Below are 15,180 nucleotides of genomic sequence, written 5' to 3' on the forward strand. Positions count from 1 at the left end.
ATAGTATAAACTGTATTCGCTAGTTTCGAGATTCTAAATTGAAAATTTGAACACAAACAAAGGTGTGAAGAAAAAGAGTTTTAGGTACATTTTCTTGAGGAGAGAGTGGAATGAAGAAAAAGCCGATTTACGTTGAGATTGATATGCAAGCATCAATTGAAGATGCATGGAAATATACCCAAAATCCGAAGCTCCATGAGCAGTGGGATTTGCGTTTTACTAAAATTACATATGAAGATAAAAAGTTTCCAAATGAACCACAACGCTTTACCTATGAAACGAAGGTTATGCCTGGTTTAACAGTAAGTGGTTGGGGAGAAAGCAAAGGGGAGCATATGAAAAAAGATGGTACGAAAATTTCTTCTTTGCATTTTGGAACTCCCCAGAAAATATCGCCAATTGCAGAGGGAAAAGGATACTGGAGGTATATCCCTAAAGAGCAAGGGGTAACATTTTTAACGCAATATGATTATGAGGTGCGTTATGGGAAACTTGGAAAACTATTAGATTTTACGTTTCGTCCACTAATGGGGTGGGCAACAGCACTCAGCTTTGACGTATTAAAAAGATGGTTAGAGAAGGGAGAAAAACCAAGTACCCAATATGTTCGCTTCTTTTTAACCATGCTTATTAGTTTATTCTTTTGCATTGTTTGGTTGTACCATGGCCTTGTACCAAAGGTGATGATTCAGCATCCTGAAGAAGTAATGATGGTAAAGGAATCACTTTCCATTCTGAATGGTGCCACAACAACGACAAGTGACGCCAATCTAAATAATGAGACTTTTCTAGTTTTTTGTATTGGTATTGCAGAAATGATTTTTGCGCTTTGCTGGTTATTACCGAGAGGGAAGCGGATGCTCTTTCGGTTACAAATTATTTTGTTTCCATTATTAACGTTCGGCGCAGTACTTGTAAATACAAATATTGCGATGGCGCCATTTAATCCAGTGACCTTTAATGGCGCATTATGGGTACTATCCATTGTCGGGTTTATTCTTAGTAAAGATTTACCTAGTGCGAAAAGTTGTAAACGAAAGCGAGGGGAAAATGGATGACTATTTACCAAACATTATTAGGTGAGGATTTTAAAAAACTTCATCCGAAACTGCAACAACGCTATGCATTACCATTAAATCAAACGTTTTATGCAAAAGGTGTTATGCAAAGCATAGAATCAGGTGCAAAATGGATGCGTCCTTTTTATATGATTGCTGCAAGGTTTAAGTTTTTATTTCCCGAATCAGGAAAGCATATCCCATTTACAATAAGCAATACTTGTCGCCAATTGCCCAATGGAGAACTAGAAGTAAAATGGAAACGAACTTTTTTTATGACTAAAAAAACAAGGCATTTTGATGCAAGAATGACGGTAGATCCGGTCAAAAAAGTTGTAAAGGATTATTTGGGCTCACCAGCTCTTTTCTATTCTGACTTATTTTTTTCTGTAACACGAGAGGGAAAATTAGTAATACGGTCTGGCGCACAGCGTTTTGTTATGTCTAAACTAGAATGTAAAATTCCTAAAATGTTAGAAGGGCGTGTAATCGTCGAGGAAGGCTATGATGATAACAGAAATGTTTTTACAATTCATGTATATATTCATAATCCACTTTTAGGGAGGTTAATGATGTATGCTGGCGAATTTACGCAAAAATCTCTTTAGTCCTGTGTTATTAATTGGTTGGGTACTCATAATCATCTGCTACCTGTATAGTAAGCAACCCGATTATTTGATTTTGCTTACATTTGCTCAACTTGTATTAGTCCCTGCTATGTTAAAAATGGTTGTTGCTTTCGATAAAAAAGGTCATGTAATTATAATTGCGATGATGCTTGCTGTAACATTATTACGTTGGTTAGCTGATAGTGAGTTAGCAATTTACTTAGCTGTTGTGTATGTTCTTTATACAGCGTTTATTGCATTACAGGGTTTGACACGATTTTTACAGCGAGGTTTTACGAATACCGCTGAAATCGCTATAGATATTGGGCTCATATATATATTTATTGGAGGACTATGGTTTTTTGCTTATATTGCACAGATTGATACAGGATTTTCGCCGTTAATTACGTGGTTAACTGCAATCCACTTTCATTATTCTGCATGTTTATTAGCTATTTCTATTGGTTTGTTTGGAAGGATACATAAAAGTAAAGGATACAATATCGTCGTTTTGATTTTATTGACAGGTCCAATGCTTGTTGCACTCGGAATTACGTTTTCAACAATCATTGAAATTGTGTCAGTTGCGCTTTACATAGGTGCTATCTATTGGCTGTTTCCACTTTCGTTGAAGACAAGTTTGCCTAGAAGACAGGGTCTCTTGTTGCGGATTTCATATGGTTCATTATGTTTGACAATATTATGGTCCTTACTTTACGCATTTGGTAATTTAACTGGCATAATTCTTATCAGTATACCTGATATGCTAACATTTCATGGCTTAATGAATTGCTTGCTGTTTGGATTAGTCGGCGTAATCGCATGGGGCTTAGAAGTCCCGAAATCTACCAATCAACCATTTACTTTTCCAGTAAGTCGTATACGGGAAAAATTACATACAACAGGAGATGCCCATGCAGGTTTAGTTGATGCACTTCAAGATTTTGTAGATACGCGTAAGCTTCCTCAAGTCATTCCTCATTTTTACGAACAAACAAACTGTTATCGACTAAATGCTTCCGTACAATGGCGGACATGGTTTAAACCACTAGCGTTTATTTATCAAGGTATAAGTCGTTGGATGCAGCAGCTTAATTTACCTTTGACAAGCAAGCAAGTAGAGATGAATGGCATTATTGTCAAAGTAGATGAACGACAAGATGGTCGACATGCCCCACGTGCATGGATTCGAAAAATCGATGAGCAAACAACTTTTGTGGCCATATATTCACAACATACGACAGCTCAAACAACGTATATGAATATTGCATTACCGCTTCCTTTTTCAACAATGATAGGTATTTTATATGTATATGAAAAAGATGGGAAATTACATATAACAAGTTCCCGAGGAGGGGATGCAGGCATCTATTTAGCAATGAAACACTATGTATTTAAACTGCCTTTAAATGAGCATTTTACTATTAGTGCTAAAAATGAGACAACATTATCTGCTGTTCATACGATGAGCATTTTTGGACTGCCTTTTTTACGTATAGATTATCAGATCGAACAAAAATAAGAGGACCCATAAATCTCCCATTTCATTTTGAAAATGAAATGGGAGATTTTATTTTGTAGCTATAATACCATCAAAAACGGGTGAAAAGTCTTAGTATTATCCCTCATTTATAATCCAATAGGGAAAACAAATTGTAAAAAGGATGCTGAAAAACACAAAGAAACTACTAATTTATTCAATTTTATATAAGAAAAATTCTAAAATCATCCTAAAACAAATGAAAAATGGTAGATTACTAATATTGTGCAATAGAGTTAAAATTTCTTGATTGTAAGCAAAGATTTTTTTCGGTTTAAAAAAGTTTTATATTATATTTCATTAGCAAAGTGAAGGGGATTAAAATATGACTTTAAAAAAGGGGAGATTGAATAATGCACTTTAAATCTATTGGCAAAAGAATTGTTTTTGCATTTAGTATTGTAGTAGCAGTTATTGTTTTCTATATTAGTTTTAATTTTTATGAAATCTCGCAAAGTAATAAGGCAACTGAACAAATTGTAGATGAGGAATTACAATTATTAATAACAGATTATGAGTTAGCATCAACAATTGGTTTACGGATTGCGGCAGCACGTGGATATGTGTTATCTGGTAATGAAAAATATATAAATATTTATAATGAAAACGTAGAAAGAGCACTAGAAAATGAACAAAAACGTTTATCTATTTCGGAATCATCGGAATTTACCAAATATGCGGAAATGGCAAAAGAATGGAGTAGCTATGTCCAAAAAGAAGTATTTGATGTATATGACAAAGGAAATGTGGAATTAGCTGTACATAATTTAGCGGCAATGGATACAAAAGCTACAGAAATTCGTGAAGGTTACGAAGGTTTAGCAGAACAACGAAAACAATCCATTAATGCGGTAGGGGATTCCCTGCTTACGTCAGGTGAGCGTAAGCAAACAGCAAGTATTATCGTTGGACTACTTATAGTCGTCATTGCAATTATTACAGCGCTAATTAGTGCGCGTCTTATTTCGAAGCCGATTATTTTAATTACTAAACGCATGCAACGCATTACAGAAGGTGTTTTAAGTGAGCCTGCATTAATTGTAAAAACAAAGGATGAAATAGGGCAATTAACAGAAGCGACAAACACTATGTCTCAAATCTTAAATGATTTGTTAAAGCATATTCAATCTGTTTCAAATGAAGTGGCTACACACAGTGAGGAATTAATGCAATCAGCTACAGAGGTAAAAGAAGGTACAGAGCAAATCGTTGATACGGTTGCAGAAATAGCGAGTGGAACAGAAGTGCAAGCGAGTAATGCTTCTGATGTTGCGACAAGCATGACTGACTTTTCAACGAAAGTAACGGACGTCAACCAAAGTAGTAAGGATGTCTATCAGTTTTCTGAATCTGTGATGAAGTTAACCGAAGAAGGTAAAGAGCATATGGAAGCTTCTACACAGCAAATGATGACCATTGACTTTATTGTGAAGGATTCGGTTGAAAAGGTTGACGAGCTAAATAAACAAACACAAGAAATCTCTAAAATTATTGCGGTCATTCATGAAATTGCAGCACAAACAAATTTATTAGCGCTAAACGCTGCAATCGAAGCGGCACGTGCTGGCGAGCATGGTAAGGGCTTTGCCGTCGTAGCAGATGAAGTACGAAAACTTGCTGAACAAGTATCTGCATCCATTAATGAAATCACGACTATTATTAAAATAATTCAAGATGATTCCATGACTGTCACAGCATCTTTAGAAAAAGGCTATGGAGAGGTTGCAAAAGGAACAACCCAAATCGTTTCCACTAATGAGACATTTAGTGACATTGCCAATGCTGTTTATTCCATGTCATCTAGCATTGTCCAAATGTCTACTAAGTTAGAGGAAGTTGTTCAAAGTACGATGGATATTAATAAATCAGTTGATGAAATTGCTGCTGTTTCAGAGCAATCAGCAGCTGGAATTCAAGAAACCTCTGCAACGATTGAACAAGCTGCTAGCTCTATGGATGAAATTAAAAATAGTTCAAGTAATTTAGCGGAAATGGCAGAAAATTTAAATGACCTAGTTGGTAAATTTAAATTATAAAAATGATTAAACCAATCGGATTTCATACTTTCATCACAATTAGGAGCTATACTGTTGTAATGGAAGGTGGAGTAAAATTGAGAAAATATATACTATTAATATTAATGAGTGCACTTCTTATGGCGCCTGCAGTAGCCTCTGCGCATACGATGGACAAAAGTATGCTTTATACAGATGTTTCTGCAACTTCAGCGAATCTAGAAGAAATCATGGTCCTTCAAAGTATGGGGCTTATTGGTTATAATGGTGTCGACATGGCACTAAACCCATCTGAAAACTTATCCCGTAAAGATTTTGCAGCTTGGATAGGAGCTTTTTTCGGTCTTGAAGGTTCAACAGTGGAAGAGCTTGCCCAAGCAGCAAAAAATGAAGAATATGTCTCTTCACTAGAGGGAGACATTACGTATAAAGAAATTAATACAGCATTACTGCATAATAAATATGAATTTGAAAAACCAGATGCAACGTTGACAAAAGAAGAGTATATTACCTTTTTATCTGAAAACTTAGATATGGATATGGGTGGACATACTTTACTTCAAATGGGTGGTTTTTCTTATGGCCCAACTGGAACAATTGAAGATGTCGTAACAGGAGATAACATGGGCGTTATCGTTGATGGCAAAACGTATATGTTATCAGGTCATCCTCGTATTTTTGCTGATTCAACTGACCCTGAAAGCTGGATTGGTCAAAACTTAGAAAAATCTATTTTGACGACGAGCGGTGGTCACCATCATGGACATGAACAACAGACATCAGATGCACCAACAATACAATACATTCAAATTGTTTCGACAACACAACAAACAACGGAAGATACAACAAACAAGTATGAAGGAACGTCAACACTCCGAGAAGATCAGCAAAAGAATGAAGGAAGCGATAAAACTTCAACTAGCTCAAGTATGATATGGATTATTGCAGTCATTGCACTAGTCGCAGTGATGATAGCAATATTCTTTATGAAACGAAAAAAATAATGTAGCAAAAAACCAGTAATAGGCGAATGTATCGCTTTATTGCTGGTTTTATTTTTTATTTTTACTATTGTTACATAAAAATATCAGTTGATACTATTGCCATTTCTTTTGAGTTGAAGCCAACATCATATATATTGTAAATTATTTGTACAAAATTGAATAACAGGTAGTTCAATGGGTATATAAATAGGATGTAGAGGGATTGAAACAAAAAGATCGGAGGCATGTGGATGGCAACACTTGTTGTAAAAAGGAGTATAATGCATCGTTATCAAAATATTAACCAGGCGCTGCAGGATGCTGAAGTAGGAGACTTTATAGAAATAAGGGATGGCGTTTACGAAGAAAGTATAGAGATATCAAAAAGGTTAACGATTTACGGTAAAGGTGATGTCACAATTAAAGGTAGTGTATTTGTTCGCTATCAAACACATGTAGAAATGCGTAATCTCCGTTTTAGTCAAGGTCAGGGAATTTATATTAAAGGTGATTTACAGCTTGAAAACTGTGTAATTGAGCAACAAAGGGTGAGCACGCAAGTTACAGTTAACTTTGGAAGTCTGTTGATGAAAAATGTCGATATAATAGCAAGTCCATCCAATCAAATTGGACTTAGAATTGATAATGGATCTAGCGTGATGCTTTCAGAGTCTTCGATACAACAACATACCAAGGCTCAAATTATTATACAAAATAGTGAAATAGCAATGTCAAAATGTTTGTTGCTAGAGGGTGCGATGAATGGAATTTTTGCCATTAGAAATGTAAAAATGACGATAGAAGATTGTGAAATCCATGGGCACAAAAAAACACAAATTGTTGGAGCTTCGAGTACAATCAATATGCTAAATACAGTAATTCACGGAGGAAAGGATTTAGGTATTCAAGTAATTAGTGGTTCTGACTTAACAATGGATCATTGTGAGATTAAACATCATATAGGAACAAATGTGGTAGTTCATGAAAGCAAAATGGTTGCGACAGATAGTATCATTGCATACGGACAAAGTAACGGATTATATATAGGGGAAAAATCAAAGGCAATTATCTATGATTGCCAGATTTATAAACATGTAAAGCCACAATTGTTTATTGAAAATAGTAAAGCTGAGGTTCGGAAATGTCATGTGAAAAAGGGAAGTACAACAGGAGTTACGATTTTCAATGAATCCGATGTAATAATGACTGAATGTGATATCCAACACCATACACAATTCCATGTTATTGTAGACGCAAGTGGGCTTGTAGTCGATCAGTGTAAAATACATTTTGGGCAGACGGGCGGAATTTATGGCAACGACCATGCGAAGATTACCATAAAAAATTCACGTATACAGAAATTTGAAAGCCATCATATTTATATAAATAATGCACGTCTTTTTGCGAATAATTGTACTTTTAAACATATTGTAGGGAACGGTATTACGTGTATTGATGCAATTGTGGAAGTAGTGGATAGTAAGTTTTTACAATGTCAGCAAAGTCCTTATTCGATTTTTTGGTCTGATAAGTCAATGGGACGTATCCAAAATTGTGCAATCGATGAAACAGATAGAACTTTTTTAGCGATGACCAATCAATCACTTCTCGAAATCGTCAACATGAGTTTAGCGCATATGAAAACAGTAGCTATTGTACAAGAACAAAGTCAGCTCTATATACGTGGGCAATATAAAGATAGTCAATGCCAAAGAGATAGCTCCTCAAGAATCAGCCGTCCAACCACGCAGCCTGTAACATCAGAAAAAATACAGCGATCTGTTGACAGTTTCAGTACATGTAATAGTAGCAATGGAAAAAAATGAAAAAGGGTAGCACAAGTAGTTTCAAAAGAATTTTGAAATTACTTTTTTGTATGTCAATAAACGTATATTTAGCCCTAACACGCTTCATTTTTAATAAGCAAAATTGCTATAAGAATGTAAAGCAGCGAATACATTAAATATTTGGTCAATACGAGTGAAAATACTTGAACATTACTTTTTTTTGATGCAAAATATTGACAAAGATTACTGGATTTCGACAATTAAAGTATTCTTTTTTACAAGTATATTGTCATTCTTAATTATTGCCTAAGATAGTATTATTTTAGAAAACCTTGTTAATTTATTGGAATTATGGAATAAAATATTTGTAATATTATATACAATATAATAATAAGAGTTGCTAAAGAAGAATATATTATTAGAAAATTTAGTTTTTAGATTGATTATTTCGTATGTTATATCCTATAATTAGTAAAAATGGTTCATTAATAATAATGCTTGTCTTGAGTACTAGAACTTGGATAATGTTTTTGGAATAGTGAATTATTTTTGAAATATGAAATGGGGTGATTAAAGATGTTTGGGCTTTCGAAAGAAGAAATTATGTTGATGCTGAAGAAGGTTGAACTAGCAGATAACCAAAAAAGTGCAATAGCTGATATTTTTCATCAAAATAATCTGCGAATTGAACAACAGTTAGCATTTATTATCCATCTAGTAATAGATGAGCGCGAACGAAATACTTCAAACAATACATATTTAAATTAATTTAGAGTGTTTTTGTCGAAGGCTTGCAAAATATGTCCAGACAAAACAATAAAAATTTGTCCATATAAAGTGAACTTATATATATATTTATCGAAAAAATCACAGTGAAATGTAACTGTGATTTTTTTATGTATCAAAATGGTAATTATTGAAACTTTTAGGTTTTGTAAACGTAAAAATTATATAGGAAACTTACAGGGACGGACACGCAATAATACGAAAAGCTTTGCTGCTGAAAATGTAAAGCAATTATCTAGTAGAACAATCGAATATCAGTTTCAAAGCATTAAATTCAACCATAGCCCAAACGTAAGTAGACATCGGAAAAAATTATCGTGGTATAGGAGGTTAATTATATTGACAATTTTACAAAGGCTTATTGAACAGGCAAAGCACCCAAATGGGTTAATAGGGTCAATAATGCTACGTATTATGAATGTTGCTCACCGTGGAATGACTTCTTGGTTAATCGAAAGTGGTGCAATCAAGAATGGAGATATTGTTTTAGATATAGGATGCGGTGGTGGAAAAACAATTCAAGCATTATCTAGAGTTAATCACCATGGAAAAATCTATGGAATTGATTTTTCCGCACAAGCGATACGAAATGCAACGAAAGTAAATCACAAAGATGTCGCTAGTGGCAAAGTAATTGTAAAACAGGCAAGTGTTTCTAATATTCCTTATCCAGATGCTTATTTTGATAAAATAATAGCATGCCAAACACATTATTTTTGGCAAGACTTTGCGGAGGATGTTAAAGAAGTATTTAGGGTTTTAAAAAAAGATGGTCAGTTTATTATCATTTCAGAACTTTATAAAATCAATTATCATAGAGAGGACTATAAGACCAATAAAGAAATAAGACAGCTATTTGACCACGTAGGTTTTCAATTTGTGAATATACAAGAACATAAGAGAAATGGCTGGCTTTATATAATGGGCACGAAATAGTCCGATAAAAAATACAATGGAGGTTGAATGATGAAAAGATGTGAATGGGTGAAGTTGGACGAGCCGTTATACGTAGATTATCATGACAAGGAATGGGGTGTGCCAGTTTATGACGATCAACATTTATTTGAGATGCTATGTTTAGAAGGAGCACAGGCTGGACTTAGCTGGTGGACCATTTTACAAAAAAGAGAGGGCTACCGTGAAGCTTTTGATAAGTTTGATGCTTCCAAAATCGTCACGTATTCAGAAGATAAGTTAGCTGAACTAAAAGAGGATCAGCGGATAGTGCGCAATAAACTTAAAATAGCTAGTGTCGTAACGAATGCGCAAGCTTTTTTAAAAATACAACAACAACATAAATCATTTTCTGATTACATATGGTCCTTTGTAGATCATCAGCCTATTGTCAACAATTGGGCAACTATCGCCGAAGTACCTGTGACAACAGAGTTAAGTGAACAGATGAGCAAACAGTTAAAAAAAGATGGATTTAAATTTGTCGGAAGTACGATATGTTATTCATTTATGCAAGCGGTAGGTATGGTGAATGATCACATTGTAGATTGCAGTTGTCGACAAGTTTAAAAGCAAGGCGTTTTATTGTAGTAAATAGTAAAACGAGATGTATCGTTTATAAGAAAGCGCCTTCAATTAACAACTCTAAAATTGAATTTGAGCAATTGAAAAGTGGCATAAATAAAGGCGTATCGCATGATTGCTTTAAAATTTAACGAAATTCAGCTAGACAATTGGTATGTTTTCGTATATAATGAAATTAATAAAAAGATTTCTTGATTTAAAATATTGAATTCACCTATTACAAAAAGTAATCGTGTTTTTCGGTACTTTTTATAATAGGTGAATTTTTTTTAAAAAGAAATTGTTTATTAATTTATTTTTTTTGGAGGTTTCGTATATGAAACAAGGTACAGTTAAATGGTTTAACGCAGAAAAAGGTTTTGGATTCATCGAAGTTGAAGGTGAAGCAGACGTATTCGCTCACTTCTCAGCGATTCAAGGTGAAGGTTTCAAATCACTTGACGAAGGTCAAAAAGTTGAATTTGAAGTGGAAGACGGTAACCGCGGACCACAAGCTAAAAACATCGTTAAACTTTAATTAATAAATGCATTTGCAAAAGAGGCATCCATCTGGATAGCCTCTTTTTTTGTTGAAGAAATAGTCACTACCTGTTTGTAATGGGTAATTGTCACTTTTCATGCCATGTTAAAAGCATGAGCCTGTAAATAATGAAGACGCCAATATAAGCGCCTGCCATTAAAAATAATGGATTTAAAAATACGGCATGGATCGTGGTCATAAAAACTGCATTATCCACAATAATTTGATAGATGGAAGTGGATGCAATGCCCCCGAAAAAAATCATAGCTAAAACTGCTAAAATGTTAAACAAAGAACGTACGATTTTGCTTTTCAATTGAAGCAATACCATCACAAAAGGCACAAATATGCTTGTAACTACTAATAAAATTTTCAATCCATCACTTCCTTTCCTTAATTATGACCACAGTCTTTTAGACATAAACATTCGCTTTATTAGACATTCTTTTTAATGAATAACAGCATTTTAGGAATAAGAAGTGTTAAATAATTGATAATCGGGTAATAAAGATTACGAGAGAGCGTATATAAGGTATCACCAGTTAAGTAATTTAGAAATTTATATGCTGATATAGGATGGTCGTGCCTTACAAAACATATAATGATTTATGAACCAACATAAGAAACAACTGTTATCGCCATAATATGTGGAGAAAGGGGGAAATGAAAATAAAAGTTAGTCGTGTTTTACACACCAAAAGTCCGAAAAGGAAGGTGTATAACATGGAGAATAAATCGGTTGTAAAAAATGGAATAGGATTTGGTTCTGTTCTAGCGATAACAATATCGTGGAGTGTCAATCATTCAATAATTTGGGCTATTATACACGGTTGTTTTAGTTGGCTATATGTAATTTATTATGCTTTAACAAGATAAGGTGCTTCTAAACATAAATCCAGACTATGCATATTGTTACTAATCATATACTTTGCCGTTTTGGCATACATAACTAAGTGTTGCTTTGAATCAAGTAAAAATTCAAGCATCAGTATTAGAAAAAAGGATGATACTATTCGTTTACGTAACAAGATAATGATTAAATGGTTTATTGTAGAAAGGTTGATTGGATGACACATCAAGTGACTGCTACGAGCAATATTAATTTTTGTGCAACAGGTGTTGAGGAAGTATTGCAAAATGTAGCTTATATTTTATCTACATTTGTTATGTCTTACCCAGAAAAAAGGGTAAGAGATAAGAAAAAGGAGCATGAAGTACCTTTTCAGTTTGCAAAGAGACGGAATACCGAACGTATTATTGATAGTATTCAACGTTTTGAACCGCGCGCAGTTGTAATAGATGTGGACTATTTAGGAGATGCATTTATTGGAAAGCTAGAACCAATTGTAAAAGTAATAGTTAATAGCTAACGGAGCATTACTACTGAAGTACGATAAAATAGTCAGATATCATATAGAAAGCATCTACTTGACAATGACGGAATAAAATAATGACTGGAAAACGCAGCAGACTTTGTCTGAGCAGCACGGTAATAATTATTCTGGATTGCAAGCAGATGCTTATTAAGTTTAGATGACCTCTAGTTTATAATTACACAGTAGCAATACGTCTAATCGCGTCAATTTTTTCGCAATCGATAATAATTGGTTCAGATGCTGCTGCCTGCTCAACAAAGTATGCACAGCAATTTCGATTATCTAGTTTTAAAAATACAACGCCACGGAAGCTACCTCCACCAGATAAGTAAACATCAACTGTAGTTCCTAGCTCAAACCGTTTTAATAGATGACAAATACAGCCTTTACATTGATGATCATCTTTCTCTTCTTTCCAGCAATGTTTCTCTTTTTTACATTCATCTCTGTCTTCTTTCCAACAAGATTTCTCTTCTTTGCAATTACAATGATGCTCTTCAGGTTTCCATTCATTATATTTATGACAGCATGGTTTTTCTTTATGTCCTTGGTCATGTTTATCACAGCAACATTTCTTTTCAAATTTGCTATAATCCCAATTCATATGTTTGAAATATCTATTATCTTGCATTATCTATTATCTCCCTTTTGTTAGTATTTTGTGTAGTGCCAGCGCCAGCCTTACATTTATATACTATGAAATGAAATATGATTGACTTGGTAAAATGTCCAACAAATAGATTTAAATTGAAATATAGCTTCACAAAATTAAATTGGTATGTATACCTAAAAGAAACAGATGGTATAAAAAATATAAGGTCAAATAACATAATTTAGTAGGTAATAGCTTCGGACCATTACTCAAATTCGAATGCAACATGAAGTTATATCACTGTAATGAACTACATATATCTAATACAATCGCTATTACTTAATAATAAAATTACTTCTATAAGAGGGATTTCTTTAAGGTTTCGTCATTTATTCATAAAGGAGAGCTAGAGAGGGTGCATTTAAAACTAAAAAGAGGCTTTTTTTATATCATGATTATGTTGATTATCTTTTTAGCAATTTATTTAAAAAATCAAATGCCCTCAACTGTACAAATTACTCAAAATAATTTTTCGCAAACAAACGCTGAGGACATAGCACAGAAATTACAAAGTACACAATTAACAAAAAAAATTATTTTGGCTTTACGGGCTGAAGGTTATCAACCAGATAGTACAGTTGAATATTTAATAGACTCCTCTGACAATCAGATTATTACAATCCATTTACATGATTTAGAGAAATTAGATAATAGAACGGAGAGCAAAATTCAAAAAATAGTAACTAATATTGCCCAAAAAAATAGCTTTGATTTATTTATTGTGGATGTCCAACTGACCAATAATGATTGAATTGGATGTAAATGTCCCTGGCAATCAATGAAAATAGATAGTAATAACTATCTTAAATTGAATAATATTGTAAAATTATTATAGTTTATACCTCCTTTTATTGGTATATTTAGTATGTTAAAAGAATTTTTGGGAGGACTTAGTAATGAAGAAGTTTGTATTAATGGCTGTACTTTCTCTACTAGCAATTATGGCAGCAGCATGTGGAAATGAAGTGAGTAAGGGTGGGAACACCTCATTACCATCGAGCGAAGCAAAGAAGGAAGAAACATCATCTGAAAAAGAAACCGAAATCAAAGACGAAGCAGAACAAGAAGCAGCTGCTTCAGTAGTAACGGTGAATTACGCTAGAAATTATTTAGAAGATATTCCAAGTATTACGGAAGATCAATTAACATTGGATAAGCAATCATATAATTTCATTTCAACAAATCCAGATTTGTTCCCAGCATTATCAAAAGAGGCAATTCAAAAGACGAAAAAGCTTGCAGATGATAAAATCACATCTAAGCATTTAAATAAAAATGTAAAGCCATATTTAGAGCAAATGGTAAACTTTGCAGGCGATATTATTCAGATTCAAGAGGAAACATTAGATGATGGGACACCAGTGTCGGTGATTTTAATTGAGGATATGGATTTTAACGCTATATTTGCGATCGGTTATCATTCAACAGAATTCCTTGAGGGAGATTTTGTTGAAGTATGGGGTCTACCGTTAGGTCCATATAATTATGAAAATGTTGATGGTGGTACTACGTTAGCACAAGTTATTGCCACATCCTATATCGAATAGTAAACAAGGGCACACTCTTTGAGATGTGCCTATTGTTATGCAAAAGTAAATGCATAGGACCTATGATATAATCGCTAGGAAAGAGGTGATTATACTGAATATATTAGTTTTAGGCGCTACTGGCCGTGTAGGTAGTCATGTCGTTTCATTGGCATTAAAAGATGGTCATCAAGTCATAGCATTAGTACGTACGCCAAGTAAATTAAACATAACCGATGAAAACTTACTTGTTAAGCAAGGGAATGTCTTAAATCGTGAGGATATTGCGTCTGCTATGGCTAAAGCAGATATTGTCATTAGTACTTTAAATACTGATGGCGCATCAACTCTTACAGATAGTTTTCCTCTAATTTTACAAGAGATGAAAAAAAGAAAGATAAACAGAATTATTACAGTAGGAACAGCAGGAATATTACAAAGTCGTCTAACACCTAATTTGCTAAGATATCAATCCAGTGAATCGAAAAGAAAGACAACAAGAGCAGCTAAGGAACATCATAATGTTTTGAAAATATTAGAACAATCGGATATGAAATGGACGATTGTTTGTCCTACATATTTACCCGATGGACATTATACTGGTCACTATCGCGTAGAACGAGATTTTCTACCCGATGGTGGAAATGAAATATCAGTAGCAGATACTGCCGAATTTACCTATCAACAAATTCAAAGTACAAAATATGTAAAATCTCGAGTGGGCATTGCTTACTAAAAGATATTGTCGTATTTGCCTAAAATTAAACACACTAGTTTTAACAATTTTTGT

Annotated in this window: 16 protein-coding genes; 14 read left to right on the forward strand and 2 right to left on the reverse strand. The window is 33.8% G+C overall.

All coding sequences use genetic code 11. The features are described from left to right. Positions 1–110: 110 nt before the first annotated feature. The 10 genes from ACIQ1H_RS04480 (at position 111) to ACIQ1H_RS04525 (ending at position 10,833) form a co-directional block, all read left to right on the forward strand. Positions 111–1,058 carry a DoxX-like family protein gene (locus ACIQ1H_RS04480; RefSeq protein WP_402886822.1) on the forward strand — a complete coding sequence of 316 codons (948 nt, stop codon included), beginning with the start codon at positions 111–113 and terminating at the stop codon, positions 1,056–1,058. After that, positions 1,055–1,666 carry a DUF4166 domain-containing protein gene (locus tag ACIQ1H_RS04485; RefSeq protein WP_402886824.1) on the forward strand — a complete coding sequence of 204 codons (612 nt, stop codon included), beginning with the start codon at positions 1,055–1,057 and terminating at the stop codon, positions 1,664–1,666. The genes ACIQ1H_RS04480 and ACIQ1H_RS04485 overlap by 4 nt, the downstream gene beginning before the upstream one ends. Beyond that, entirely contained in the window at positions 1,635–3,188 is a 1,554-nt protein-coding gene (locus ACIQ1H_RS04490; protein ID WP_402886826.1) for a YndJ family protein, read from the forward strand. The genes ACIQ1H_RS04485 and ACIQ1H_RS04490 overlap by 32 nt, the downstream gene beginning before the upstream one ends. 371 nt (positions 3,189–3,559) lie before the next feature. Further along, positions 3,560–5,242 (forward strand): methyl-accepting chemotaxis protein, encoded by a 1,683-nt coding sequence (locus ACIQ1H_RS04495; RefSeq protein WP_402886827.1) that lies wholly within the window; start codon positions 3,560–3,562, stop codon positions 5,240–5,242. 77 nt (positions 5,243–5,319) lie between these two features. Further along, positions 5,320–6,225, forward strand: a complete 906-nt coding sequence (locus ACIQ1H_RS04500; protein ID WP_402886829.1) for a hypothetical protein — start codon at positions 5,320–5,322, stop codon at positions 6,223–6,225. 230 nt (positions 6,226–6,455) lie between these two features. Then, positions 6,456–8,030, forward strand: a complete 1,575-nt coding sequence (locus ACIQ1H_RS04505) for a right-handed parallel beta-helix repeat-containing protein (RefSeq protein WP_402886831.1) — start codon at positions 6,456–6,458, stop codon at positions 8,028–8,030. A gap of 537 nt (positions 8,031–8,567) precedes the next feature. Then, positions 8,568–8,759, forward strand: coding sequence for a hypothetical protein (locus ACIQ1H_RS04510; protein ID WP_172771839.1), 192 nt, complete (start codon positions 8,568–8,570; stop codon positions 8,757–8,759). 357 nt (positions 8,760–9,116) lie between these two features. Continuing rightward, on the forward strand, positions 9,117–9,713 hold the full coding sequence (locus ACIQ1H_RS04515) for a class I SAM-dependent methyltransferase (protein WP_402886832.1): 597 nt from the start codon (positions 9,117–9,119) through the stop codon (positions 9,711–9,713). A 30-nt stretch (positions 9,714–9,743) separates the two neighbouring features. Continuing rightward, positions 9,744–10,301 (forward strand): DNA-3-methyladenine glycosylase I, encoded by a 558-nt coding sequence (locus ACIQ1H_RS04520; protein WP_337982163.1) that lies wholly within the window; start codon positions 9,744–9,746, stop codon positions 10,299–10,301. Between the two features lie 331 nt (positions 10,302–10,632). Continuing rightward, positions 10,633–10,833 (forward strand): cold-shock protein, encoded by a 201-nt coding sequence (locus ACIQ1H_RS04525; protein WP_024360941.1) that lies wholly within the window; start codon positions 10,633–10,635, stop codon positions 10,831–10,833. A gap of 91 nt (positions 10,834–10,924) precedes the next feature. Here the strand turns inward: ACIQ1H_RS04525 and ACIQ1H_RS04530 are convergent, their stop codons facing one another. Further along, positions 10,925–11,212, reverse strand: coding sequence for a transposase (locus ACIQ1H_RS04530; RefSeq protein ID WP_402886835.1), 288 nt, complete (start codon positions 11,210–11,212; stop codon positions 10,925–10,927). 691 nt (positions 11,213–11,903) lie between these two features. Here ACIQ1H_RS04530 and ACIQ1H_RS04535 point away from each other — a divergent pair. Continuing rightward, positions 11,904–12,206 (forward strand): hypothetical protein, encoded by a 303-nt coding sequence (locus tag ACIQ1H_RS04535; protein ID WP_402886837.1) that lies wholly within the window; start codon positions 11,904–11,906, stop codon positions 12,204–12,206. A gap of 181 nt (positions 12,207–12,387) precedes the next feature. Here ACIQ1H_RS04535 and ACIQ1H_RS04540 read toward each other — a convergent pair whose 3' ends face one another. Continuing rightward, positions 12,388–12,843: a hypothetical protein gene (locus ACIQ1H_RS04540; RefSeq protein WP_402886838.1), complete on the reverse strand. Its 456-nt coding sequence runs from the start codon at positions 12,841–12,843 to the stop codon at positions 12,388–12,390. A gap of 376 nt (positions 12,844–13,219) precedes the next feature. Here ACIQ1H_RS04540 and ACIQ1H_RS04545 point away from each other — a divergent pair, with 376 nt between their 5' ends. The 3 genes from ACIQ1H_RS04545 (at position 13,220) to ACIQ1H_RS04555 (ending at position 15,126) form a co-directional block, all read left to right on the forward strand. After that, positions 13,220–13,615 carry a hypothetical protein gene (locus ACIQ1H_RS04545; protein ID WP_402886840.1) on the forward strand — a complete coding sequence of 132 codons (396 nt, stop codon included), beginning with the start codon at positions 13,220–13,222 and terminating at the stop codon, positions 13,613–13,615. A 145-nt stretch (positions 13,616–13,760) separates the two neighbouring features. Beyond that, complete coding sequence (locus ACIQ1H_RS04550; RefSeq protein ID WP_402886842.1) at positions 13,761–14,411, forward strand: hypothetical protein; 651 nt, start codon at positions 13,761–13,763, stop codon at positions 14,409–14,411. A gap of 94 nt (positions 14,412–14,505) precedes the next feature. Next, a complete protein-coding gene (locus tag ACIQ1H_RS04555) occupies positions 14,506–15,126 on the forward strand; it encodes an NAD(P)-dependent oxidoreductase (RefSeq protein ID WP_402888546.1) in 621 nt (206 codons plus the stop codon). Positions 15,127–15,180: the final 54 nt, after the last annotated feature.

This window comes from Lysinibacillus sp. NPDC097279, assembly GCF_044761745.1.
GTDB lineage: Bacteria > Bacillota > Bacilli > Bacillales_A > Planococcaceae > Lysinibacillus.